This is a genomic window from Flavobacterium swingsii (assembly GCF_900111965.1).
GTDB classification, from domain to species: Bacteria; Bacteroidota; Bacteroidia; order Flavobacteriales; family Flavobacteriaceae; genus Flavobacterium; species Flavobacterium swingsii.
Map to the genome: position 1 here is coordinate 146,226 of NZ_FOJT01000002.1, position 24,521 is coordinate 170,746.

22 protein-coding genes are annotated in these 24,521 nt (G+C 32.8%); 14 read left to right on the forward strand and 8 right to left on the reverse strand.

Annotated elements, in window-relative coordinates; translation table 11 throughout:
* Positions 1-16 precede the first annotated feature (16 nt).
* The 7 genes from trpC to BM053_RS03475 form a co-directional block, all read right to left on the reverse strand.
* Positions 17-817, reverse strand: a complete 801-nt coding sequence (gene trpC, locus BM053_RS03445; RefSeq protein WP_091474048.1) for an indole-3-glycerol phosphate synthase TrpC — start codon at positions 815-817, stop codon at positions 17-19.
* 2 nt (positions 818-819) lie between these two features.
* On the reverse strand, positions 820-1,812 hold the full coding sequence (trpD, locus tag BM053_RS03450) for an anthranilate phosphoribosyltransferase (RefSeq protein ID WP_091474050.1): 993 nt from the start codon (positions 1,810-1,812) through the stop codon (positions 820-822).
* 65 nt (positions 1,813-1,877) lie between these two features.
* Entirely contained in the window at positions 1,878-2,447 is a 570-nt protein-coding gene (locus BM053_RS03455; protein ID WP_167357293.1) for an anthranilate synthase component II, read from the reverse strand.
* Between the two features lie 121 nt (positions 2,448-2,568).
* Positions 2,569-3,969: an anthranilate synthase component I family protein gene (locus tag BM053_RS03460; protein WP_091474738.1), complete on the reverse strand. Its 1,401-nt coding sequence runs from the start codon at positions 3,967-3,969 to the stop codon at positions 2,569-2,571.
* Positions 3,970-4,249: 280 nt separating this feature from the next.
* On the reverse strand, positions 4,250-4,816 hold the full coding sequence (locus BM053_RS03465) for a YceI family protein (protein ID WP_091474054.1): 567 nt from the start codon (positions 4,814-4,816) through the stop codon (positions 4,250-4,252).
* A gap of 26 nt (positions 4,817-4,842) precedes the next feature.
* Positions 4,843-5,475: an NAD(P)H-dependent oxidoreductase gene (locus tag BM053_RS03470; protein WP_091474056.1), complete on the reverse strand. Its 633-nt coding sequence runs from the start codon at positions 5,473-5,475 to the stop codon at positions 4,843-4,845.
* 2 nt (positions 5,476-5,477) lie between these two features.
* Entirely contained in the window at positions 5,478-5,930 is a 453-nt protein-coding gene (locus BM053_RS03475) for a MarR family winged helix-turn-helix transcriptional regulator (RefSeq protein WP_091474740.1), read from the reverse strand.
* A 142-nt stretch (positions 5,931-6,072) separates the two neighbouring features.
* Here BM053_RS03475 and BM053_RS03480 point away from each other — a divergent pair, with 142 nt between their 5' ends.
* Entirely contained in the window at positions 6,073-6,387 is a 315-nt protein-coding gene (locus tag BM053_RS03480; RefSeq protein WP_091474742.1) for a rhodanese-like domain-containing protein, read from the forward strand.
* 228 nt (positions 6,388-6,615) lie between these two features.
* Positions 6,616-8,073: an FAD-dependent oxidoreductase gene (locus BM053_RS03485; protein WP_091474058.1), complete on the forward strand. Its 1,458-nt coding sequence runs from the start codon at positions 6,616-6,618 to the stop codon at positions 8,071-8,073.
* A 135-nt stretch (positions 8,074-8,208) separates the two neighbouring features.
* Here the strand turns inward: BM053_RS03485 and BM053_RS03490 are convergent, their stop codons facing one another.
* Positions 8,209-8,892 carry a cell division ATP-binding protein FtsE gene (locus BM053_RS03490; protein ID WP_091474060.1) on the reverse strand — a complete coding sequence of 228 codons (684 nt, stop codon included), beginning with the start codon at positions 8,890-8,892 and terminating at the stop codon, positions 8,209-8,211.
* Between the two features lie 153 nt (positions 8,893-9,045).
* On the opposite strand from BM053_RS03490, the gene BM053_RS03495 reads away from it, so the two are divergent.
* The 12 genes from BM053_RS03495 (at position 9,046) to BM053_RS03550 (ending at position 24,355) form a co-directional block, all read left to right on the forward strand.
* On the forward strand, positions 9,046-12,057 hold the full coding sequence (locus tag BM053_RS03495; RefSeq protein WP_091474062.1) for a tetratricopeptide repeat protein: 3,012 nt from the start codon (positions 9,046-9,048) through the stop codon (positions 12,055-12,057).
* Between the two features lie 60 nt (positions 12,058-12,117).
* Complete coding sequence (locus BM053_RS03500; protein ID WP_091474064.1) at positions 12,118-13,893, forward strand: TonB-dependent receptor; 1,776 nt, start codon at positions 12,118-12,120, stop codon at positions 13,891-13,893.
* Between the two features lie 122 nt (positions 13,894-14,015).
* Positions 14,016-14,465 carry a GreA/GreB family elongation factor gene (locus BM053_RS03505; protein ID WP_091474066.1) on the forward strand — a complete coding sequence of 150 codons (450 nt, stop codon included), beginning with the start codon at positions 14,016-14,018 and terminating at the stop codon, positions 14,463-14,465.
* Positions 14,466-14,697: 232 nt separating this feature from the next.
* Positions 14,698-16,314 carry an asparagine synthase B gene (gene asnB / locus BM053_RS03510; protein ID WP_091474068.1) on the forward strand — a complete coding sequence of 539 codons (1,617 nt, stop codon included), beginning with the start codon at positions 14,698-14,700 and terminating at the stop codon, positions 16,312-16,314.
* Between the two features lie 240 nt (positions 16,315-16,554).
* Positions 16,555-17,181 carry a Crp/Fnr family transcriptional regulator gene (locus BM053_RS03515; protein ID WP_091474070.1) on the forward strand — a complete coding sequence of 209 codons (627 nt, stop codon included), beginning with the start codon at positions 16,555-16,557 and terminating at the stop codon, positions 17,179-17,181.
* Positions 17,182-17,255: 74 nt separating this feature from the next.
* Positions 17,256-18,047 carry a sulfite exporter TauE/SafE family protein gene (locus tag BM053_RS03520; protein ID WP_091474072.1) on the forward strand — a complete coding sequence of 264 codons (792 nt, stop codon included), beginning with the start codon at positions 17,256-17,258 and terminating at the stop codon, positions 18,045-18,047.
* A 154-nt stretch (positions 18,048-18,201) separates the two neighbouring features.
* The gene (locus tag BM053_RS03525; protein WP_091474073.1) at positions 18,202-19,617 is read left to right on the forward strand and encodes an MBL fold metallo-hydrolase; all 1,416 of its coding nucleotides are present in this window, start codon (positions 18,202-18,204) and stop codon (positions 19,615-19,617) included.
* A gap of 74 nt (positions 19,618-19,691) precedes the next feature.
* Positions 19,692-19,961: a rhodanese-like domain-containing protein gene (locus BM053_RS03530; protein ID WP_244148501.1), complete on the forward strand. Its 270-nt coding sequence runs from the start codon at positions 19,692-19,694 to the stop codon at positions 19,959-19,961.
* Between the two features lie 78 nt (positions 19,962-20,039).
* Entirely contained in the window at positions 20,040-20,603 is a 564-nt protein-coding gene (locus BM053_RS03535; protein WP_091474744.1) for a YeeE/YedE family protein, read from the forward strand.
* Between the two features lie 9 nt (positions 20,604-20,612).
* A complete protein-coding gene (locus BM053_RS03540; protein ID WP_208600937.1) occupies positions 20,613-21,110 on the forward strand; it encodes a DUF6691 family protein in 498 nt (165 codons plus the stop codon).
* A 281-nt stretch (positions 21,111-21,391) separates the two neighbouring features.
* Positions 21,392-23,335, forward strand: a complete 1,944-nt coding sequence (gyrB, locus tag BM053_RS03545; RefSeq protein ID WP_091474080.1) for a DNA topoisomerase (ATP-hydrolyzing) subunit B — start codon at positions 21,392-21,394, stop codon at positions 23,333-23,335.
* 84 nt (positions 23,336-23,419) lie between these two features.
* Entirely contained in the window at positions 23,420-24,355 is a 936-nt protein-coding gene (locus BM053_RS03550; protein WP_091474082.1) for a malate dehydrogenase, read from the forward strand.
* Positions 24,356-24,521 lie beyond the last annotated feature (166 nt).

Below are 24,521 nucleotides of genomic sequence, written 5' to 3' on the forward strand. Positions count from 1 at the left end.
TAACCCTTCCAGAGTTTTAAACTCTGGAAGGGTTAGTCTGTAATAAATTTATAAATTCACTAGCGCTTTTTCCTGGATTATCTGTTTTCATAAAGTTTTCACCAATAAGAAATCCTTTATAACCATAAGTTTTTAATTCATTGATGGCTTCGATTGATGAAATCCCGCTTTCGGAAATTTTCACAAATTCATTAGGAATTTCTGAAGCTAGTTCTTTGCTGAAATCTAAACTGACTTCGAATGTTTTGAGATTGCGATTGTTTACACCAATCATGTCTAAAGTTGGCATAATTGACTTTTGTAATTCTTCTAGATTATGAACTTCTAACAAAACTTCTAAACCTAGCGATTGGGCAAATTCGGATAAGTTTTTAATTTCTTCACGAGTTAAAACTGCTGCGATGAGCAAAATTAAATCGGCTCCATGTGCTTTTGCTTCTAGTATTTGATATTCATCAATAATAAATTCTTTTCGCAAAAGCGGAATGTTTACCGAAGCTCTTGCTAACAATAAATCATCTAATGAACCACCAAAATATTTTCCGTCTGTTAAAACAGAAATTCCGCAAACACCAGCATTTTGATACCCTTTTACAACTTCTTCTACCGAAAAACTATAATTTATTTCCGCTTTAGATGGAGAACGTCTTTTATGTTCAGCAATAATTCCAGAATTACTATTTCGTAACATTTTGCTCAAAGAAATGGTTCTGCTTCCAAAAAGTATTGAATTTTCTAATTGTGAAACTGGAATTATCGACTTTTTGAGTGCAATTTCATTTCTTTTGTCGAAGATGATTTTATCTAAAATATTCATTTTTATAAACTTAATTGTTGTAATTTTTTCAGAGCTTCTAATCCTTTTCCTGATAACAAACTTTCTTTGGCTAATTCGAATCCTTGTTTCGGCGTTAGATTATTTACTGTTGCAATCGCCATTCCGGCATTGGCACAAACGACATTGTTTTGTGCTTCGGTTCCTTTTCCTGAAATAATAATGAGAAACATTTGCGCCGATTCTTCTATGGTTGTTCCGCCTTGAATATCTGTTTGTGATAAAATATTCACCCCAAAATCTTCTGGTTTTAGCATTCCTTCCATTTTATTGGTAATGGTTTTGGTGTTTCCGGTTAAAGAAATTTCGTCATAACCATCTAAACTGTGTAAAATAGTGTAGTTGGTTTCGGTATTTTGATATAAATAACTGTACATTCTTGCCAATTCGAGATTGAAAACACCAACCAATTGGTTTTTAGGAAAACTCGGATTGACCATTGGCCCCAACATATTAAAAAAAGTTTTTACAGCGAGTTCTTTTCTTATTGGTGCTACGTTTTTCATAGCTGGATGAAATAAAGGTGCATGCAAAATACAAATCCCAGCTTGGTCGATGCATTTTTCTAAATAATCTTTGTCGTTACTGAATTTTACACCCAAATTTTCCATAACATTACTTGAACCAGAAATAGAAGAAACGCCGTAATTTCCGTGTTTTGCAACTTTTATCCCAGCTCCTGCAGTTACGAATGAAGCCAATGTTGAAATGTTGAAAGTGTCTTTTCCGTCGCCACCAGTTCCGCACAAATCGATGGTGTTATAAGCAGATAAATCGATGGAGATGCACAATTCTAATAATGCTTCTCGGAATCCTGCGAGCTCATCGATAGTGATATTTCGCATCATATAAACGGTTAAGAAACTGGCTATTTGACTCGGATTGTAACTTCCGTTAGAAATATTGATCAATATATTTTTTGCTTCCTGTTTAGAAAGCGTTTCGTGGTTGATGAGTCTGTTGAGTATATTTTTCATTTTTAATGGCACGCAGATGACGTTGATTTTAGCTGATTTACACGGTTTCTTTAAACTTGAATTATTTAATTTGTAACCCAATTTTCTAATATTTTTTTACCGTTTGGTGTGAGTACACTTTCTGGGTGAAATTGTACGCCACGAACATCATAAGTTTTGTGACGTAAAGACATGATTTGCCCGTTTTCATCGGTTGATGTGATTTCTAAAACATCTGGAAAATCATCAGTATTAACAACCCACGAATGATAACGTCCTACTTCGATTTGTTTTTCTAAACCATCAAAAAGACTTTCATTATCAACAAGAATATTCACATTTGTAGCTACGCCGTGATATACTTTTTCAAGATTAATTAGGCTTCCGCCAAAAACTTCTCCAATGGCTTGTTGTCCCAAACAAACACCCAAAATACTTTTTGTAGCAGCATACGTTTTGATAACTTCTTTGAGCAAACCAGCTTCATCAGGAATTCCTGGACCTGGAGAAAGTAATATTTTGTCGAAATTTTTTATTTCATCAATATCGAATTCATCGTTGCGATATACGGTTACTTCGCAGTTTAAATCTTCGAGATAATGTACTAAATTGTATGTAAAACTATCGTAATTGTCTATGACTAGTATATTCATAATGTTCAATGTCAATGTCAATATCAAAAATCAATATCAACTAATTATTTTTTAAATTTTAAATTTAATTCAATTTCAAAATCAGTTTTTTATTGTTATTGATTTTTGAAATTGAAATTGTTATTTATATTTTTTCTGCTAATTCTAACGCTTTGTCTAAAGCACCTAATTTATTATATACTTCTTGCAATTCGCTTTCTTCATCAGAATTTGCTACGATTCCCGCACCAGCTTGGTAATGCAATTGATGGTTTTTACTTAAAAAAGTTCGAATCATAATGGCGTGGTTAAAGTTACCTTCAAAATCCATAAAACCTATTGCGCCTCCATAAAAATTTCTATTCGTGTTTTCATATTTTTCGATGAGTTCCATCGCTTTGTATTTTGGAGCACCAGATAATGTTCCCGCAGGAAAAGTATTAGCTACGACTTGCATGGTTGCTGATTTTTCATGCATTTGTCCTGTAACTTTTGATACCAAATGAATGACATGTGAGAAAAATTGCACTTCACGATATTTTTCTACTTGTACATTATGACTTTGCCTGCTTAAATCATTTCGAGCTAAATCGACTAGCATCACATGTTCGGCATTTTCTTTTTCATCTTCGGATAATTCTTTAGCTAAAATGGCATCTTGTTCGTCGTTTCCAGTTCGTTTGAAAGTTCCTGCGATTGGGTGAATTTCGGCTTTTCTATTTTTAATAACCAATTGTGCTTCGGGCGAAGAACCCATAATTTTGAAATCTCCATAATCGAAAAAGAACAAATACGGAGAAGGATTTATACTTCGTAAAGCACGATAAACATTGAATTCGTCTCCTTTGAAACCTTGTGTAAATCGTCGTGATAGTACTAATTGAAAAACTTCTCCACGATAACAATGTTTTTTGGCTAAAGCCACATTATTTTTGAAATCGTCATCTGTTAAATTCGATTTTTTATCATCGGTTTTAGAGAAAGAATAAGCTGGCAAATTACGTGTTTGTAGCAATTGCTCGATTTCATTGATGTTGTTTTCATCGTTTAATGAATGACAGAAAATATAGGCTTCATTTTTAAAATGATTAATGGCAATTATATTTTGATAAACGGCGTAATAAATATCTGGAATTTGTAAGTCATTTTCCTTTTTTGATATTTCTATTTTTTCGAAATAACGCACCGCATCATAGGAAATATAACCAAATAATCCGTTATTGATGAATTTGAAATCATTGTTTTCTGATTTGAATTGAGTTGTAAATTTCTGAATTTCGTTTGGAATATTGGTCTGATTATCAATTTCTATCTTTTCTGAAGTTCCATCAGGAAATGATTTGAAAATAGTTTCGTTTTCTATTTTTATTGATGCTATTGGATTGCAACAGATGTAGGAAAAACTGTTGTCATTCGCATGATAATCGCTACTTTCTAACAATAAACTGTTAGGAAATTTGTCACGAATTTTCAGGTAAATGCTTACTGGCGTGATAGTATCAGCGAGGATTTGTTTGAATTGTGTTTTAAGGTTGTAAGTTTTCATTTGTGTTGGTTTTGTTTTTTGCATAAAAAAAAGGCTTGTCGTGATTGACAAGCCTTTTTATATATTTTGAGTTTAAAAAATACAATATAGAGGATTAGTTCACGACGTTTGACGTAAATTATTCCACCACCAAGTATTGTTTAAAAATGTGTTCATGTTCTTAATTGAATGTCAAAAGTAGTGATTAAATCTTTACTTGCAAATATTAGTTCATTTTTTTGTCAAAATAAAAAAACCTCGAAGATTGCTCGACGAGGTTTGTATTGTGTTTTTGATAGAATTAGTATTTCAAGTTTACTTTTAATTCAAATTCATCATCAATTGCTTTGTCAGCTAATGCGCCAAAGTTTTTAGAGCCGTATTTGATGTCATATTTAGTTCTGTCTACCATTAGTTTTGCATTTGCAACACCTTTATTAGCTACTAAATCGAAAGTTACTGGAGCAGTTTTTCCTTTAATAGTCAAATCGGCAGTAACGGCATACGTGTTTTTTGCTTTTACACCAATAGTTTTGAATACTAATGTTGCAGTTGGATTCGCTTCTACACCAAAGAAATCATCAGCTTTTAGATGTCCGTCTAATTTTCCTTTCCATTCACCTTCTAAATCGGTTGTGTTTATAGTTTTCATGTCAACAACGAAGTTTCCACCAACTATTTTTGAACCTTTTAATATTAAAGCACCTTCTTTTAGTGCAATATCACCATTGTGTTGACCACCTACTTTTTTAGCCAACCAAAGCACTTTACTTTTAGAAACATCTACTTTTTTTGTTGTTTGAGCTGAAGCTGATAATGTGCTTACTGCTACGATTACTGCTAATGCAATTGATTTTAAATTTTTCATTTGTTTTAAATTTGAATTGTTAATAATTAAATAGTTATAAATAAATCGTCGTTCGATTTTCTTACTTTTTTGTAATGTTGGGTAGCATCTTCGTCGTGACGATATCCTACTGCTGCGACAACTGCTGCATTAAGATTTAGTTTATCTAAACCTAAAATTTGATTAAATTGTGTTGGGTCGAAACCTTCCATTGGTGTAACATCTATTTTTAGTTCGGCAGCTGCATTAAGCAAGTTTCCCAAAGCTAAGTAAGTTTGTTTTGCCGTCCAAATATTTTTTGCTTCTTCTGGTAACGTATTTATTTTACCTTTCATAAAATCACCATAACCTGATAAAGCATCGATAGGCATATTTCTTGTTTTAGAAACATTTTCTAGATAAGAATCTATTTCGGTTTCTCCAATATTGGTTTGATTTGCAAAAATGATTAAATGTGATGCATCAACAATTTGGCTTTGTCCCCAAGCTGCAGGTTGTAATTCTGCTCTTATTTCTGGGTTTTCAACAATTATAACTTTATAAAGTTGTAATCCGTATGAAGAAGAACTTAATCGAATTGCCTCTTTAAGTGTTTCTAAATCTGTTTTTGATACTTTTTTAGTTGCATCAAATTTTTTGGTAGCATAACGCCAGTTCTGATTTTCAATAAATTTGCTCATAATTAGTTTCTATATTTTTCTAATAAATTATTTAATTGTTCTAATTCTTCGATTGTTAGTTTGTTTGCAAAAAACTTTTCATGTTGTATAATAACAGGATCAAGTTCTGCTAGTACATCTAATCCTTTCTGAGTAATTAGAATTTCTATTTTACGTCTGTTTGCTGGACATTCGCTGCGAGTAACCATTTGCTTCAGGAGTAATTTGTCAATTAGTCTTGTTGTGTTACTGTTTTTTGCAATCATTCTTTCCTGAATGTCACACATGTTTACAGGCTTCCCTTTTTGTCCTCTTAATATTCGCAATACATTATATTGTTCTCCAGATAAATCGTAAGGTTTTATTAATTCCTGAAAATTATCATGCAAAACATTTTTTGTAAATGAAATATTAAGCAATACTTTTTTAGCAATATCAATAGGAATGGTACTTTTTATTTCGTCTTCTATTTTCATAGTTTCTATTACTAAATTTGTATATACAAATGTATAACTATTTTTCATTTGTATATACAAATGTGTATTAAATTTTTGTTAAATTAATTTTTAACAATTTTTGCATTAGATTTTATTATTTTTGATAAAAAAAACAGAAGAAATGAATTTATCACAAGAAGCTTGGTGGGCAAAATCTCAAGAAGACGAAAACGCAGTAATCCTAGATGTTCGTACCGAAGATGAATGTAATGAAGGAATTATTCCCAACGCAATTACTATAGACATATATAAAGGACAAGGATTTATTTATCAAATAGAAGAACTTGACAAATCGAAAAACTATTATGTGTATTGCAAAGCAGGTGGAAGAAGCGCACAAGCTTGTAATATTATGAACCAATTGGGTTTTGAAACTACTAATAATCTTTTAGGAGGCATGATGGAATGGAATGGTCCTGTTGAAAGGCCTAAGTAAAATTTCTTTTTATTTGATATATAGTAAAGAATTCAGATAATGGAAAAATATATTTTTTAGTTTTATTTTTTAAATTATCAAGTCTTAAATAGGTCATAAAGCAGCCCTATTGACTATCAATCCCTATGTGATAGTATATTATTCTTTGTTATTAGGGTCAGAATCAATTATACCGGTTAAGTTTTTTCTTACATAAAGAAGTAGAAATCAGGTTGAATTAAGGAAGAAGTGAAAAAAGTAGAAAATTCGGCAGCTAGCTGGACCATTTGTGAGGAATGTCATGGACGCGGCAAAAAAAGCCGGAGGCTTACAAAGAGAGTGCTATTAAGTTACAAGTTGGCATGTGATCAATTTGAAAATATGAACGTTGAAGGAATAGCTCCTATTCGTCCTAAGGGTCACTTATTTCCGTGCTTAATTTGTAGCGGATCTGGGTTAATACCTTCTGTAAATCCTCCTATAGCGGATAAAGAAAACTACCCTCATGTTGCTATTATTGGTGCTGGTATAGGTGGAGTTGCTATAGCTGTTGCTTGTTTGCATCGCGGAATTCCTTTTACTATTTATGAGCGTGATAGCAGCTTTGATGTTCGATCTCAAGGCTATGGACTCACATTGCAACAAGCCAGTAAAGCGATCAAGGGATTTGGTATTTTCTCGTTAGAAGATGGGGTGGTTTCAACAAAACATGTGGTTCATACTACAGAAGGAAAAGTAATTGCTGAATGGGGAATGAGAAAATGGATGCAGTCCGATACGAAAATACCACCGAAGCGTACAAATATGCATATCGCACGGCAATCTTTGCGCTTAGCGTTACTTGAGCAACTCGGCGGACATGATGTGGTACAATGGGGACACCAGTTGGTAGATTTTAAGGAATGTGCGGATGAATGTGTTGATCTAAACTTTCAAGTGAATGGGGAAATCAAGAGCGCTAAAGCTGATCTTGTGGTTGGAGCTGATGGGATTCGTAGTTCGGTGCGAAAGTTGCTGATTGGTGAGGATATTACCCCTTTACGTTACCTAGGTTGTATTGTGATATTGGGTATTTGTCCTTTGAGTGCTCTTGAAGATATTGATAGTTCTTTGTTAGACTCGGCCACGGTATTTCAAACCGCCAATGGTAATGAACGAATTTACATAATGCCTTATACATCAGATTCGGTGATGTGGCAACTTAGCTTCCCAATGTTAGAAAAAGAGGCTAAGGCGTTAAGTGCTCAAGGATCTCAAGCCCTCAAGAAAGAAGCATGTCGTAGAACGCAGTGGCACGATCCCATTCCTCAGATTTTAGCGGCGACCCAAGAACTGCAAATTTCTGGCTATCCCGTGTATGACAGAGAATTACTCGAGTCAAAATTGTTGGAAAAATGGGGAAAAGTAACTCTGCTTGGAGATGCAGCTCACCCCATGAGTCCATTCAAAGGGCAGGGAGCAAATCAAGCTTTGTTAGATGCGATTACGTTAGCTCGGGGTATCTCAAAAGGATGCAACGCTGCAACTCAATGGAGGGAAACTGGAATTAGAAAAAGTGTATTAACTGAGTTTGAATTAGAAATGTTAGAACGCAGTGCTTCCAAAGTGAAAGATTCTGCAGAAGCAGCACAGTTCCTACATTCTGAAATTGTACTCCATGAGGGTAATGAGCCGAGAGGAAGTTATCTAAAGAAAAAATTGACATAACAATGATAAGTAATCCTTTAATTGCGATTGATCGGATACAATATTAATGTCTAAATACATATTTTTTAAACACGAATTCCACTAATTTTTATCAATTTTTATCTGTGAAAATTAGTGGAATTCGTGTTTATTTATTTAAACCGTTCTTTGAACGACTTCAAAAATAGTTCCGTCTTCACATTTTAATGTTTTCGAAGGATATTTCATGAGTAAAGCATAATCATGAGTTGCCATGATAATTGTTTTGCCTTGAGCGTTTATCTTTTTTAGTAATTCTAAAATTTCTCCACTGGTTTGTGGGTCAAGATTTCCAGTAGGTTCATCAGCAAGAATAAGTTCAGGATCGTTTAGCAAAGCACGAGCAATAGCAACACATTGTTGTTCTCCTCCAGAAAGTTGGTGTGGCATTTTGTTTGCCATACTAAACATTCCTACTTTTTTAAGAACTTCTTCTACTTTATTATCCATTTCTTGTATGTCAATCCAACCTGTTGCTTTTAATACAAAAAGTAAATTGTTAGCTACAGTTCTGTCTGGTAATAATTTAAAATCCTGAAAAACCATACCAATTTTTCGGCGTAAATAAGGAATATCTTTATCTATCAATCCATTCAAATCATAATCTACAATAGTTCCTTCACCATCAGTAAGAGGCAAATCACCATAAAGTGTCTTCATAAAACTACTTTTTCCAGAACCAGTTTTACCTATTATATAGATAAATTCGCCAGGATTTACACTCAGATTTATATCGGAAATAACTTTATTCCCAGATTGGTATATGTTTACGTCTTGAAGTGATAAAATGGTTTTTGACATTTTTTGTAGAATTTTATTTCGTAAAAGTAGTAAGTTATGTTTCTTATTCAAAATAAAATTTGAGTTGTTATTAAAATTTGAATACTAAAGCCCAATTTTCCTCGTTTGAAGAATAAGAAACTACTATATTTGAAATTCTAAAATAAGTTACCAATGCAAAAATATTTCTTGTCACTTTTCCTATTTCTGTTTTTCGGAATTACTTCGATATTTGCACAACAATCGGCCATTTATACTAACGATTTAGCAGATTATAATAAAGCTTTAACTTTATTTAATAACAAACAATATTTATCGGCACAAATACTTTTTGATAAGGTAAAACAAGAAAATTCAAACCCAGAATTGGAGGCCGATTGTACTTATTATAGTGCCAATTGTGCCATCAGATTAAATCAGAATAATGCTGATGAAAAAATGGAAAGTTTTGTGAAAAATTATCCAACAAGTACCAAACAAAATTTAGCATTTACCGAAGTCGCTACCTATTATTTCGAACAAGGAAAATATCCGCAAGCGTTGGAATGGTTTGATAAAGTTGACGAAAGCACTTTAACCAAAGACGAATTAGATAAATATAATTTCTATAAAGGTTATAGTTTTTTTAATTCTGGAAAAAAGAAAGAAGCCACTCAATATTTTAATAAAGTAGTCAATACTCAAGAATACGGTTCGCAAGCAAAATATTATTTAGGTTTCTTGGCTTATGAAGGCGACGATTATAAGGAAGCAACAAAATATTTTGATCAAGTTTCTGGCGAAGAAAAATATAAGGAAAAGCTATCGTATTTTCAAGCGGATATGAATTTTAAATTAGGAAAATTCGACAAAGCTATCGAATTAGGGAAAGCGGCGATGAATAGTTCTAATGCGATGGAAAAATCGGAGTTGAATAAAATTATTGGTGAAAGTTATTTTAATTTAAAAAAATATAACGAAGCGATTCCGTTTCTAAAGGAATACAAAGGCAAAAAAGGGAAGTGGAATAACACCGATTATTATCAGTTGGGATACGCTTTTTACAAACAAAATGATTTCGAAAATGCCATTACGCAGTTTAATAAAATTATCGATGGTAAAGATTTCGTCGCTCAAAATGCCTACTATCATTTAGGAGAAAGTTATTTAAAAACCGATAAAAAACAACAAGCTTTAAATGCGTTCAAAAATGCTTCGGAAATGACTTTTGATACAAAAATTCAAGAAGATGCTTACCTAAATTATGCTCGTTTGAGTTATGATATTGGGAATTCGTACCAAAGTGTTCCCGATGTTTTGAATGGTTTTATGACAAAATATCCATTAAATCCAAATAAATCAGAAATTGAAAATCTTTTGATTAATTCTTACATCACTTCAAAAAATTATAAAGAAGCATTGATTTTATTAGAAAGAAACAAATCATTTGGAAACAAAACGGCGTATCAAAAAGTAGCTTTTTATCGTGGTTTAGAATTATTTACTGATGGAAATTACAAAGAAGCATTAGCTATTTTCAAAAAATCGATTGCTGAACAAAAAGATGGGAATTTTTCTGCTCGTGGCACGTTCTGGAAAGCAGAAACCGAATATGTTTTAGATGATTTTACCAATGCTTTATTAAGCTTCAAACAATTTTTAGGTTATCCAGAAGCCAAAGAAACAACCGAATTTGCAAATGTAAATTACAACATTGCTTACAGTCATTTTAAGTTGAAAGAATACGAACAAGCAGGCAATTTTTTTCAGAAATATATCGAAGTTTCGAAAGATGATAAAACTCGTCTAACCGATGCTTACTTGCGTTTGGCTGATAGTAGATTTGTAACCACAAAATATTCATCAGCATTAGAAGCGTATGATAAAGCTATCATTTTAAAAACTTTCGATGCCGATTATGCTGCTTTTCAAAAAGCGATTTGTTACGGATTTATGGGTAAAAATGACAAGAAAATTTCCGATTTCAATCAATTTTTAAAAACCTATCCCAAGTCACAATATCGCGATGATGCTTTGTTCGAATTAGCAAATACATATACTGCCGAAAACGAAACATCGTCATCAATAAAAACTTATGACCAATTAATTGCCGAAAATAGTAATGGAAGTTACACATCTAAAGCGATTCTTCGTCAAGGTTTAATTTATTATAATGCAGATAAAGACGAACAAGCATTAACCAAATTTAAAAAAGTAGTGGCTGATTTTCCAAAATCGGAAGAAGCGCTAGAAGCAGTAAAAACGGCACGATTAATTTATGTAGATAACGGAAAAGTAGATGAATATGCTACTTGGGTAAAATCGCTCGATTTTGTCGAAATTTCTGATTCCGATTTAGATAATGATTCTTGGGAAGCTGCCGAAAAGCAATATTTGCAAGGAAATAATAAACAAGCTATTACAAATTTGAATAGTTATATTAAGACTTTTCCTAACGGAATTCGTATTCTAAAAGCTAATTTTTATTTGGCGGAAAGCTATTTTAAAGAAGAATCGGCTAATTCGATTCCTTATTATGAGTTCACAATTTCAAAATCTAGAAACGAATATACAGAACAAGCGTTGTCACGATTATGTCAAATTTACTTGCGAAACACAAACTATGTAAAAGCAATTCCAGTTTTACTTCGTCTAGAAATCGAAGCCGATTTTCCTCAAAACAAAACCTACGCACAAGCCAATTTGATGAAAAGTTATTATACCGAAAAAGACTATGCTAATTCAGTGATTTACGCCGAAAAAGTGTTAGAAAACCCTAAAACAGAAGACAAAATTAAGAGTGATGCACAAATCATTGTAGCTCGTTCCGCTATAAAAGTTGGTGACGAAGCAAAAGCTAAAATAGCTTACGCCAAATTGCAAAAAATAGCAAAAGGAGAACTCGCTGCAGAAGCTTTATTTTATGAGGCGCATTTCAAAAATGCAGCTTCACAATTCGAAGATTCTAACAAAGTGGTTCAAAAATTAGCCAAAGATTATTCAGGATATAAATATTTTGGTGCCAAAGGATTAGTGGTTATGGCAAAGAATTTTTACGGATTAAAAGATAGTTTTCAAGCAACCTATATTTTGGAAAGTGTGATTAAAAACTTTACAGATTATACCGATGTTGTTGATGAAGCCAAACAAGAACTTGATTTAATTAAGGTAGAAGAAGCCAAAACCAATTCGTCGATTTCTAAATAAAAACTCTGTGAATCTTTGTGTCATTTTCGAGTGACTTTGTGAAATAGCAATAAAAAATATATGAAAAATAAAATCATCATCATTCTATTAATAACATTCCAATTTTCTTTCGCCCAAAAGAAAGACGAAAACATTGGTACGGAAGTAGTAAACGTGGTAAAACCATATACACCAACTATTTCCGATGCGTTTAAAGTAAAAGAAATTCCAACGCTAAACGATAACGAAACCAGTAAGAAGGAAGAAGTTAAATATCAGATTTTCTCCTTTCCTGTGGCTTCAACATTTACACCATCTAAAGGGAAAGCGGCTGGTGTTGAAAAAGCCAAACAAGAAAAATTATTTTCTAACTATGCAACTTTTGGTCTTGGAAATTACGGAACTGTAAATACTGAATTGTTTGTTTCGCACGAAATAGATAATTACCAGTATGTTGGCGGAATGGTAAGACATCAATCATCTCAAGGCGGCATCAAAAATGTAGTGTTAGACGATAAATTCTCAGAATCTTCCGTCAATTTGATGTATGGTTATAATCGTCAGCAAACCAATTTCAAATTAGATTTAGGGTACAAACACGAAGGCTATAATTGGTACGGATTGCCTTTTGAAAAGGTTAATTTTAATAATATTCGATTAGATACAATAAATCCAAGTCATCAATACAATACAATTTCGTTAGGTTCAGAATTGACTATTTCAGATAGTTTTTTCGAAAAAGCAAATCTGAATTTTGTTGGTTTTTCCGACAATTACGGATCTAAAGAAAATCGGTTTATAATCAAACCGGTTTTAAATTTAGATTTTGGGGATACTGCTGTAAAAGCAAGGTTTGGTGTAGATTATCTAAATACCAGTTTCGATACTTCTTATATGTTAGACTCTAGAAATATTGGACTTGCTACAAATATTAATAAATCTATTTTAATATTTAGTGCCAATCCGAGTTTCAAAATTCTAAAAGATGATTTGTCGGTCGAATTGGGTGCGGAAGTCGCTTTTCTTTCGAAAATGAAAGATGTTTATGTTTATTCAGAGACTAATAATGAGACTAAAAGCGGTTTCTTTATTTATCCAAAAGTTAAATTATCGTATAAAGTAGTTGGCGATTTAATGATAGCTTTTGCAGGAGCCGAAGGTGGATTAGCTCAAAATTCTTATGCAAATTTTGTAGGTCAAAACAAATTTTTGTCACCAACATTATTTATCGAGCCAACCGACAAACAATATGATATTTATGCAGGTTTAAGGGGGAAATTAGCAAGTACTTTGTCTTATAATTTGAAAGCATCTTATATTTCGACAAAAAATCAAGCTTTGTTTAAATCTAATGATTTTTGGTCTTACAACAGAAATAAAAATCATTATACTTTAGGGAATTCAATGGGTGTTGTTTATGATGATATTAAAACATTTTCGTTCTTTGGTGAATTAAAAAGCGATATAAACAAAAATATCTCTTTTGGGTTAAATGCAGAAGTGAATGATTACATAACTACTGATTCTAGAAATAAAGCCTGGAATTTACCAACTATAAAAGCATCTTTCACGACTGATTTTAATGTAGGTAAAAAATGGTATGCGGGAACTCAATTATTTTATGTTGGGGAAAGATTTGATAGACAGATAAATTCAAACCTTCTTGGTCATGGTTATGTTGTTTCTTTAGACGCTTATTTCGATATCAATGCACACGTAGGTTACAAATACAACGAACGATTGACGGCTTTCTTAAAAGGAAATAATCTAGCGAATCAAGGCTACGAAAAATGGTTAAATTATCCTGTGCAAGGTGCGCAAGTAATTATTGGAGCAAGTTATAAATTTGATTTTTAGAGTTATTTAACCACAAAGTTCACTGAGAAAACCACGAAGTTCACAAAGTTTTTTAATACGTTTGCTTAGTGAACTTTGTGAAAAACTTTGCGTTCTTTGTGTTTAAAATAAATAATGTTTAAATGTTTTCAAAACAAAAAATCCACCAACAATACCTTCAACTTGTTCAAGATAAAATCGATGTTTTTCAAGATATGATTTTTTCATTAACCGAAGATTCGAAAAATGATGCTAAAGGTTCGGCAGGCGATAAGCACGAAACGGCGTTGTCTATGATGCATATCGAACAAGAAAAACTGACACAAAAACTCAAAGAAGCATTAGAACAAAAATCTATTTTAGATAAAATTGATACTTCACAAATTCATAATAAAGTAGCAATTGGCAGTTTTGTGAAAACTAATAATTTGACAGTTTATATGAGTGTAGCTTTACCTAAAATCACTGTCGAAAATCAAAATATATTTGCTATTTCGCCACAATCTCCATTGGGAATTCAGTTAATGGGAAAAGGAGTTGGTTACGAGTTTGAGATAAATGGTACTAAATATAGTATTCAAGAAATTTCTTAAAAAATCCATGTTCATTAGTTTAAATCCGTTAAATCCGTGGGCTAATAATTACAATTTAAAACTTCAAAATCAATTTTCAACATATTTAGTTTAAAATTTATACTAATAATCCATATTTAATTAATATTTATAATTAAATATGGATTATTTATTTTAAAAATTAACTATAATACGCACTTTTGTTTCAGTTATATATCAAATAAACAAATAACCGAATCAACAAACAAACATTATGTGCGGAATATTAGCCATTATCGGAAAAGGGAAAGACCAAGAATTAGTAAAAACATTGTCGAAAAGAATGTCGCATCGCGGACCAGACGAAAGCGATTTGCATGTGACGGAAAACGGACATATTTTAAGTCACGAACGCTTGTCAATTATCGATTTGCATTCGGGACGTCAACCTATTCAAGGTTCTTCTTCAGCTTGGATGATTCATAATGGTGAAATTTACAACCATCAAGAGCTAAGAGACGGGATTTTAAAACAACATGTTTTCAGAACCAAATCAGATTCCGAAGTGATTGTGCATTTGTATGAAGAATTTGGTTATGATTTTCTAAATAAATTAGATGGAGACTTTGCTTTTGTGGTTATCGATGGCGAAGATTATATCGCAGGACGTGACCCAATGGGAGTGAAGCCTTTGTATTATGGTATTGACGAAAGAGGAAGAATGTATTTTGCATCGGAAATGAAACCTATTACTGACCAATGTAAAACTTTTTCAACTTTTCCTCCAGGACATTATTATACGCCGAAAACGGGATTTGTTAAGTATTACAAACCAGAATATGACGATTATAAAAAAGCAACAAACGAATTAGATTTAAAACTCATTCGTGACACATTAACTGAAGCGACTCGCAAAAGATTAATGAGCGATGTGCCAATTGGAGTCTTACTTTCGGGAGGGTTAGATTCGTCATTAACATCATCTATCGCTTCAAGATTGCTAAAAGAAAAAGGCAAAAAATTACATTCATTTTCTATTGGTTTAGATGCTGATGCGCCTGATGCCAAAGCAGCTCGTAAAGTAGCCGAATTTTTAGGAACAGAACACCACGAAGTGCATTTTACAATCGAACAAGGAATAGAGATTTTAGATAAATTAATTTGGCATTTAGAAACTTACGATGTGACTTCAGTAAGAGCAAGTACGCCTATGTATTTCTTGTCGAAAGCAATTACAGATATGGGAATAAAAGTAGTGCTTTCGGGCGAAGGAGCCGACGAAATTTTTGGAGGTTATTTGTATTTTAGAAATGCGCCTTCAACTGAAGATTTCCAACAAGAAACGATTGAAAGAGTTCAGAAATTATTCACAGCCGATTTACTTCGTGCCGATAAATCGACTATGGCACACGGACTCGAAGCTCGTGTTCCTTTTCTAGATAAAGATTTTCTTGATGTTGCGATGTTAATCAAACCAGAAGAGAAACAACCAAAAACTTATGACGGAAAAGAGAAATATATTCTTCGTAAAGCCTTCGATACACCAGACAATCCGTATCTTCCCGATGAAGTTTTATGGCGTCAAAAAGAACAATTTTCTGATGGTGTTGGTTATAACTGGATCGATCAATTAATCGAATATTGTGCATCAAAAGTTACAGATGAACAATTAGATTCGGCCAAAGAATTATTTTCTTACAACACACCTACAACCAAAGAAGCCTATTTTTATAGAACCATTTTTCATAAATATTATCCACAGCAAAGCGCTGCCGAAACCGTACGAAAATGGATTCCAAAATGGCAAGAAAACCAAGACCCAAGCGGTCGTGCAAACGCTGCGCACGTACAAGCAGATGTGCAGATTGCAAAATCAAATATATTGGCTTAACGATTTTAATTTTCTCTTTTAATTTTTCTCTTAGAACGCCCCGAATTTCGGGGCGCTTTTTCATTGGAAATTATTATAGAATATAAGTTAGCCTTTTATTTACATTTTTATTTAATCAAAGAATGAAAAGTTTTATTTGTTGATATGTCAGTCGGTTATTATTATTTGGAATAAAATTTAAGTAATTTTATTCCAAATTGAATTCCACTAAATAATTCTATTTAGTATAAAACTGCAAAAATGAACCAAAACTTTAAAAAAATATTTCCATCGTTTTCAAATGTACTTGTAGAAGATATTAATGCTAATGCAATAAATCAATCTTTTGTAACTGGAGATGTTATCATGCGAACTGGTCAGTACATAAAAAATACAGTATTAGTTCTCAGTGGTAGTATTAAAATTTATCGTGAAGACGATGATGGAGGGGAGTTTTTTATGTATTATTTGCAACCCGGACAAGCCTGCGCAATTTCTATGATTTGTGCCACAAAAAATGAGAAAAGCCAAATTATGGCTAAAGTTGTAGAAGATGTCGAATTAGTAATGATTCCTTTGCCTTTGATGGATAAGTGGATGATGCAACACCGTAGTTGGTATGAATTTGTTATTGATACTTATCGCAATCGATTTGAAGAAGTTCTAGAGGTTATCAATAGTATTGCTTTTAAAGCGATGGATGAGCGTCTCGAATTCTATTTAAAGCGACATAAAGATGCTTGTGGCTGCAAAGATTTAAAATTATCACACCAAGAAATTGCGACTGAATTAAATACCTCAAGAGAAGTAATTTCTAGATTACTCAAAAAATTAGAACAGCGAGGTGAGTTAAAATTGCATCGTAATCATATTGAGCTTTTAAAATAAAATGACCTATGTGATAAAAGTTACTGATTGTGAATTTTTTACTGACAATATTTGCAACATAAAATTTTACAATTATGGAATATATAGGTTATTTTGCATCAATACTTATTGGTTTATCTTTAGGATTGATAGGTGGCGGCGGAAGTATTTTAACAGTTCCTGTACTTGTTTATTTGTTTAAAATAAATCCCGAAAGCGCTACTAGTTATTCTTTATTTATTGTTGGAATATCAGCATTAGTTGGTTCCTATGGGCATTATAAGTTTGGTAATTTAAGAATTAAATCCGCTTTAATCTTTGCTTTTCCCTCGATACTTTCTTTACTTTTTATTAGAAAAATAATTCTTCCTATAATACCAATATCAATATTCTCGATTAATGATTTTGTAGTCTCTAAAAACCTTTTAATCATGATTGTTTTTGCAATTCTAATGATTGTGGCCTCATTTTCAATGATAAAAAAATCAAATAAGGATGTGGAAAAAACTAAAAAGCTGGATTATAAAAAATTAGTTGTAATTGGTTTTTTAATAGGATTAGTAACTGGATTTTTAGGAGCGGGAGGTGGTTTCTTGATTATTCCTGCATTGTTGTTTTTTGCAAATCTCCCTATGAAAGAAGCTGTTGGAACTTCTTTGTTGATTATTTCCATAAATTCTATAATTGGATTTGGAGGAGATGTTTTAAATGGAGTGCAAATTAATTATCAATTTCTTTTTATTATTTCTGTAATTGCAATAGTAGGAATGATAATTGGAACTGTTTTGTCAAAAAAAATTGATGGCGCGAAACTCAAACCAGCTTTTGGTTGGTTTGTACTCATAATGGGTATATATATTATAACTAAAGAAACTTTCTTAAAATAATAAAATTGTTTGACAAAAATCACAACCATATTAATTAGTCTACATGGTTGTAAGCCTTTTATTTATTTTTTTATGCTGTGTAACTTTTGTCACTAACCAGTGCAAATACATCAAATACATTTGTGTAGAATTTAATAACGATAGAATTAAGAATATGAGAATAGAACAAATTTACACAGGATGTTTAGCACAAGGAGCTTATTACATTACTTCAAATGGCGAAGCGGCAATCATTGATCCACTTCGTGAAACACAGCCTTATATGGAAAGGTTAGAGAAAGATGGTGTTAAGCTAAAATATATTTTTGAAACCCACTTTCATGCTGATTTTGTTTCCGGTCATTTAGATTTAAGAAGAAAAACAGGAGCATCAATTGTGTATGGACCAAATGCAAAGCCGGAATTTGAATTCATTTCTGCTAAAGACGCGCAAGTTTTTGAAATCGGTGAAATAAAAATTAAAGTATTGCACACGCCAGGTCACACTATGGAAAGTACAACTTATTTACTGATAGATGCAGATGATAATGAGTATGCTGTTTTCTCTGGAGACACTTTATTCATAGGAGATGTTGGTAGACCAGATTTGGCACAAAAAGCAGCTTCAATGACTCAAGAAGAATTGGCTGCAACACTGTTTCACTCCTTGCGAAACAAAATAATGACATTGGCTGATAATGTAATTGTATATCCGGCACACGGTGCTGGTTCTGCTTGTGGAAAAAACATGAGTAAAGAAACCGTTTCAACTATTGGCGAACAAAAAGCCAATAATTATGCCTTGAGAGCAAATATGACCGAAGCCGAATTTATTAAAGAAGTTACCGATGGTTTATTACCACCACCAGCCTATTTTGGAATGAATGTAGCCATGAATAAAAGCGGAATTGAAAGTTTTGAAAACGTATTCAGTAATGGCATGAGATCTATTAAAGCAGTTGAATTTGAAGCGGTAGCTGAAGAAACAGGCGCGCTAATTCTAGACACTCGTAATAATGCTGATTTTGCTAAGGGGTTTATTCCTCAATCAATAAATATTGGTATCAACGGCGATTTTGCTCCTTGGGTCGGTGCTTTGATTGGTGACGTGAAACAACCTATTTTATTAGTTACAGAAAGTGGGATGGAAGAAGAAACAGTTACTCGTTTGAGTCGTGTTGGATTTGATAATCTAATCGGACATTTAAAACATGGATTTCAAGCTTGGACTCAAGCAGGTTTTGATGTTGATACTGTTAATAGAATTACTGCCGGGCAATTTGAAAAAGAATTTAAAATTGGCGAAAGCAAAATTATTGATATCCGTAAAGAAGGTGAATACGAAGCAGAACACGTTGATGAAGCATACAGCCGACCATTGTCTTCAATAAATGAATGGATAAAAGATATTAATCCAGAAGAACATTTTTATATGCATTGTGGAAGTGGTTATCGCTCCATGATGGCAGCATCAATATTACAAGCTCGAGGTTATGGAAACTTCTCTGAAATTCAAGGTGGGTTTAATGCTATTGCAAAAACAAGGGTTCCTAAAACAGATTTTGTATGCCAAAGCAAAATATTAATATAATCATCATAACACTAATTATAATCGTCATGTTTGGAGCATTCAAAAAAATATTTTCAAAAACAAACAATTCTGAAATGAAAAAATTAATAACAAATGGAGCGTTTTTAGTTGATGTGCGTACGTCATCTGAATTCTCTCAGGGTAATGTGAAAGGGTCAGCTAATATTCCTTTAGATCAAATACAAAATCAATTATCAAAATTTAGAGGAAAAGAACATATTATTGTTTTTTGCCGAAGCGGAAACCGGAGTAGTCAAGCCAAAGCTATTTTAGAACAAAATGGGTTTACTAACATTATAAATGGAGGATCTTGGCTAGATGTAAATGATGCAATCAATAAATAAAAACACGATGGTTATTTATTTGATTTAGTGTAGCAAAAAAAATATAAAAATGTCACATCGTAAACTTAAAATATGGAAATTATAGAATTTATTAAAGAACCTTGGGCATGGTACGTCGCTGGACCATTAGTAGGGCTTACAGTGCCAGCATTACTAATTTTAGGAAATAAAAACTTTGGGATTAGTGCCAATTTGCGACATGCTTGTGCGGTTTGTTTACCTGCAAATATTTCTTTTTTTAGCTACAACTGGAAAAAAGAAATCTGGAATATGTTTTTTGTACTTGGTATTCTAATTGGTGGTATAGTTACTTTTAGTTTATTATCCAATCCTAATCCAATAGTCATTAATGGGCATTTTAGAACAGAATTAGCCACGTATGGTATTACAAATATCAATGGAATACTGCCAGCAGGAATTTTTTCTTGGGAAAGCTTATTCACACTTAAAGGCTTTCTGATTATGGTTGTTGGTGGTTTTATGATTGGTTTTGGCTCTCGATACGCTGGAGGCTGTACTAGCGGACACGCTATTTCGGGTTTGTCTAATTTACAACTACCATCACTAATCGCTACTTGTTGCTTTTTTGTTGGTGGATTGATAATGGCAAATTTTATTCTCCCTTACATACTTTTACTTTAAAATATAATTATGAAAAATAAAGATCAAAATAAAGATTTTGAAACTCGTTCTTTAGACACGGTTTGCATTAACGAAAGTCATTTGAAACACCAATGGTATCACAATATAAAATATCTGATTGTTGGTTTATTATTTGGAATTGTATTCATCAAAGCAGAAATTATAAGTTGGTATCGCATTCAAGAAATGTTTCGCTTTCAATCTTTTCACATGTATGGTGTTATTGGTAGTGCTGTTATGGTTGGAATAATTTCTGTTTTTCTAATCAAAAAATTCAATATTAAAACCATTTATGGTGAAAAAATAGAGTTCCATGATAAGAAGTTTAATAAAGGACAAATCATTGGTGGGCTAATATTTGGTTCAGGTTGGGCATTAACTGGAGCATGTCCGGGACCAATTTTCGCTCAAATAGGAACTGGAGCAACAGTAACGATTGTGCCCTTATTTTTTGCAATTGTTGGGACTTGGGTTTACGGTTATTTTAGAAATAAGTTGCCACATTAATTTTGTATATTCATTTCAGAAAGGTGCTAAATGGTTTTAGAAAATTAAATGTTAATTATTATGAGATATGCCAACTATTTAGTATAAACAATCAAAATTGGAATAGTTGAGTAAGTATTTTTTCAAAGCGTCTCAAATATCGGGATGTTTTTTTATTAAAAACTATTCATAAAATGTTAATAACTTAAAGGTAATTTAGGGTATTATTCTAACAAAAGTAGCTTCATTTTTATATATTTGCGTGTTAGACAAAAATTACATTTTTTTTAGAATAAATTTATATGAGCGACGAAATTAAGAAGGATAATTATTCAGCAGATAGTATTCAGGCATTAGAAGGAATGGAGCATGTTCGTATGCGTCCGTCGATGTATATTGGAGATGTAGGTGTTCGTGGTTTACACCATTTAGTTTACGAAGTTGTCGATAACTCTATCGATGAAGCAATGGGAGGTCATTGTGATACGATTAGAGTAGATATTAATGAAGATGGTTCGATTTCTGTAGAAGATAACGGACGTGGAATTCCGGTTGGAATTCACAAAAAAGAGGGAGTTTCGGCACTGGAAGTTGTAATGACTAAAATTGGTGCAGGAGGAAAATTTGATAAAGATTCTTATAAAGTTTCTGGAGGATTGCACGGAGTTGGAGTTTCGGTAGTAAATGCTTTGTCAAATCACTTGAGAGCAACTGTTCACAGTAGTGATGGTAAAGTTTACGAACAAGAATACGAAAAAGGAAAAGCACTTTATCCAGTAAAACAAATTGGTGAAACTACAAAACGTGGAACCATTGTTACTTTTTATCCAGACGAAACAATTTTTACCCAATCTACAGAGTATTCTTATGATACTTTGTCGGCTCGTATGCGTGAATTGTCGTTTCTAAACAAAGGAATTACAATCACTTTTACAGATAAAAGAGAATTAGATAAAGAAGGAAATTTTGTTTCAGAAGTTTTTCATTCAACAGAAGGACTAAAAGAATATATTCGTTATTTAGATGGAAACCGTGAGCCAATTATTGCGCACGTAATCTCTATGGATAACGACAAAAGTGACATTCCTGTTGAAGTTGCCTTGATTTACAATACAAGTTATACGGAGAATATTTTTTCTTACGTAAACAATATCAATACACACGAAGGAGGAACGCACTTGCAAGGTTTCAGAACAGGTTTAACTCGTTCTTTAAAGAAATATGCAGACGCTTCTGGAATGTTGGATAAACTGAAATTCGAAATTTCAGGAGATGATTTCCGTGAAGGATTAACAGCTATTATTTCTGTTAAAGTTGCTGAACCTCAATTTGAAGGACAAACCAAAACTAAATTGGGTAACAGAGAAGTAGTTTCTCCAGTTTCTCAAGCAGTTGGAGATATGATTGAAAATTATTTGGAAGAAAATCCAAATGATGCTAGAATCATCGTACAGAAAGTAATTTTGGCTGCACAAGCACGTCACGCTGCTAAGAAAGCGCGTGAAATGGTACAACGCAAAACCGTAATGGGTGGCGGAGGATTGCCAGGAAAATTATCAGATTGTTCAGAACAAGATCCAGCAAAATGTGAAGTTTTCCTTGTCGAGGGAGATTCGGCAGGAGGAACTGCAAAACAAGGACGCGACAGAGCTTTTCAAGCGATTTTGCCTTTAAGAGGTAAGATTTTGAATGTTGAAAAAGCAATGCATCACAAAGTTTTCGAAAACGAAGAGATTCGTAATATATTTACAGCATTAGGAGTAACTATTGGTACTGCCGAAGATAGTAAAGCATTAAATCTAGAAAAATTACGTTACCATAAAGTAGTGATTATGTGTGATGCCGATATTGATGGTAGTCACATTTCTACCTTAATATTAACGTTCTTCTTCCGTTTTATGAAAGAACTAATCGAAGAAGGTCACGTTTATATCGCAACACCACCATTATACCTTGTTAAAAAAGGAAATAAAAAAGAATACGCTTGGAATGAAGTGCAGCGTGATCAGGCGAACGAAAGAATGGGCGGAAGTGCTGCAATTCAACGTTATAAAGGTCTTGGAGAGATGAATGCAGAACAATTGTGGGATACTACTTTAAATCCTGAATTCAGAACTTTACGTCAAATAAATATTGATAGTTTAGCAGAAGCTGACAGAGTTTTCTCAATGTTAATGGGCGATGAGGTTCCACCTCGTAGAGAATTTATCGAGAAAAATGCAGTATACGCAAATATTGATGCATAAATAAAAGGTTTAATCGGTTAATCGTTTTTCGTTTAACCGATTAAACAAATAAACTAATTACCAAATAAACAAATAAACTTAAAAATGAAAGTTACAGTAGTAGGAGCAGGAAACGTAGGAGCATCTTGTGCAGATGCTATTTCTTATAGAGGAATTGCAAGTGAAGTAGTATTATTAGATATCAAGGAAGGTTTTGCCGAAGGTAAAGCTATGGATATCATGCAATGTGCTACCAATACAGGTTTTAATACGCAATTATCTGGAGTTACAAACGATTATTCTAAAACAGCAAACAGTGATGTTGTTGTAATAACCTCTGGAATTCCAAGAAAACCAGGAATGACTCGTGAGGAATTAATTGGTATTAATGCTGGAATCGTTAAGTCGGTTGTAGAAAACGTATTGGTTCATTCTCCAAATACTATTGTAGTAGTGGTTTCGAACCCAATGGATACAATGACTTACTTAGCATTGAAATCTACAGGTTTACCAAAAAATAGAATTATCGGAATGGGTGGTGCTTTAGATAGCTCACGTTTCAGATATTATTTGTCAAAAGCATTAGACAAACCTGCAAATGATGTTTCTGCAATGGTTATTGGTGGTCACGGTGATACAACTATGATTCCATTAACAAGATTGGCTTCTTATAACGGAATTCCAGTTTCTGAATTTCTTTCTCAAGAGCAATTAGATAAAGTAGCTGCTGATACTATGGTTGGTGGAGCAACATTAACAGGATTATTAGGAACTTCAGCTTGGTATGCTCCAGGAGCTTCAGTTGCTTATCTTGTAGATAGTATTTTGAATAATCAAAAGAAAATGATCGCTTGTTCAGTGATGCTTGACGGAGAATACGGACAATCAGATATTTGTATCGGAGTGCCTTGTATTATTGGTAAAAACGGTATCGAAGAGATTGTTAAAATCAGCCTAAACGATAACGAAAAGGCATTATTTGTAAAAAGCGCTGATGCTGTTCGTAATATGAATGCTGATTTAAAATCAGTTTTAGCTTAGTTTATTAACTGCAAATTATACTAAGAATTTCACGGTGTTCACAAAGAATTTAGAAACCTAGTGAACTTTGTGAAATTCTTTGTGTTCTTTGTGGTTAAATTTATATATTTGCACGTTTTGTGAAAATATGGTAGTGTTTTTACCGTATTTTTATAATTCAAAATAA

Coding starts and splice junctions, on each gene's coding strand:
- BM053_RS03490 (WP_091474060.1), bottom strand. CDS start 8,892: ATGTCAAAAACCATTTTATCACTTCAAGACGTAAACATATACCAATCT.
- BM053_RS03460 (WP_091474738.1), bottom strand. CDS start 3,969: ATGAAAACTTACAACCTTAAAACACAATTCAAACAAATCCTCGCTGAT.
- BM053_RS03525 (WP_091474073.1), top strand. CDS start 18,202: ATGAGAATAGAACAAATTTACACAGGATGTTTAGCACAAGGAGCTTAT.
- asnB (WP_091474068.1), top strand. CDS start 14,698: ATGTGCGGAATATTAGCCATTATCGGAAAAGGGAAAGACCAAGAATTA.
- BM053_RS03515 (WP_091474070.1), top strand. CDS start 16,555: ATGAACCAAAACTTTAAAAAAATATTTCCATCGTTTTCAAATGTACTT.
- BM053_RS03500 (WP_091474064.1), top strand. CDS start 12,118: ATGAAAAATAAAATCATCATCATTCTATTAATAACATTCCAATTTTCT.
- gyrB (WP_091474080.1), top strand. CDS start 21,392: ATGAGCGACGAAATTAAGAAGGATAATTATTCAGCAGATAGTATTCAG.
- BM053_RS03520 (WP_091474072.1), top strand. CDS start 17,256: ATGGAATATATAGGTTATTTTGCATCAATACTTATTGGTTTATCTTTA.
- BM053_RS03465 (WP_091474054.1), bottom strand. CDS start 4,816: ATGAAAAATTTAAAATCAATTGCATTAGCAGTAATCGTAGCAGTAAGC.
- BM053_RS03540 (WP_208600937.1), top strand. CDS start 20,613: ATGAAAAATAAAGATCAAAATAAAGATTTTGAAACTCGTTCTTTAGAC.
- BM053_RS03530 (WP_244148501.1), top strand. CDS start 19,692: ATGAAAAAATTAATAACAAATGGAGCGTTTTTAGTTGATGTGCGTACG.
- BM053_RS03480 (WP_091474742.1), top strand. CDS start 6,073: ATGAATTTATCACAAGAAGCTTGGTGGGCAAAATCTCAAGAAGACGAA.
- BM053_RS03505 (WP_091474066.1), top strand. CDS start 14,016: ATGTTTTCAAAACAAAAAATCCACCAACAATACCTTCAACTTGTTCAA.
- BM053_RS03475 (WP_091474740.1), bottom strand. CDS start 5,930: ATGAAAATAGAAGACGAAATAAAAAGTACCATTCCTATTGATATTGCT.
- BM053_RS03550 (WP_091474082.1), top strand. CDS start 23,420: ATGAAAGTTACAGTAGTAGGAGCAGGAAACGTAGGAGCATCTTGTGCA.
- trpC (WP_091474048.1), bottom strand. CDS start 817: ATGAATATTTTAGATAAAATCATCTTCGACAAAAGAAATGAAATTGCA.
- BM053_RS03495 (WP_091474062.1), top strand. CDS start 9,046: ATGCAAAAATATTTCTTGTCACTTTTCCTATTTCTGTTTTTCGGAATT.
- BM053_RS03470 (WP_091474056.1), bottom strand. CDS start 5,475: ATGAGCAAATTTATTGAAAATCAGAACTGGCGTTATGCTACCAAAAAA.
- trpD (WP_091474050.1), bottom strand. CDS start 1,812: ATGAAAAATATACTCAACAGACTCATCAACCACGAAACGCTTTCTAAA.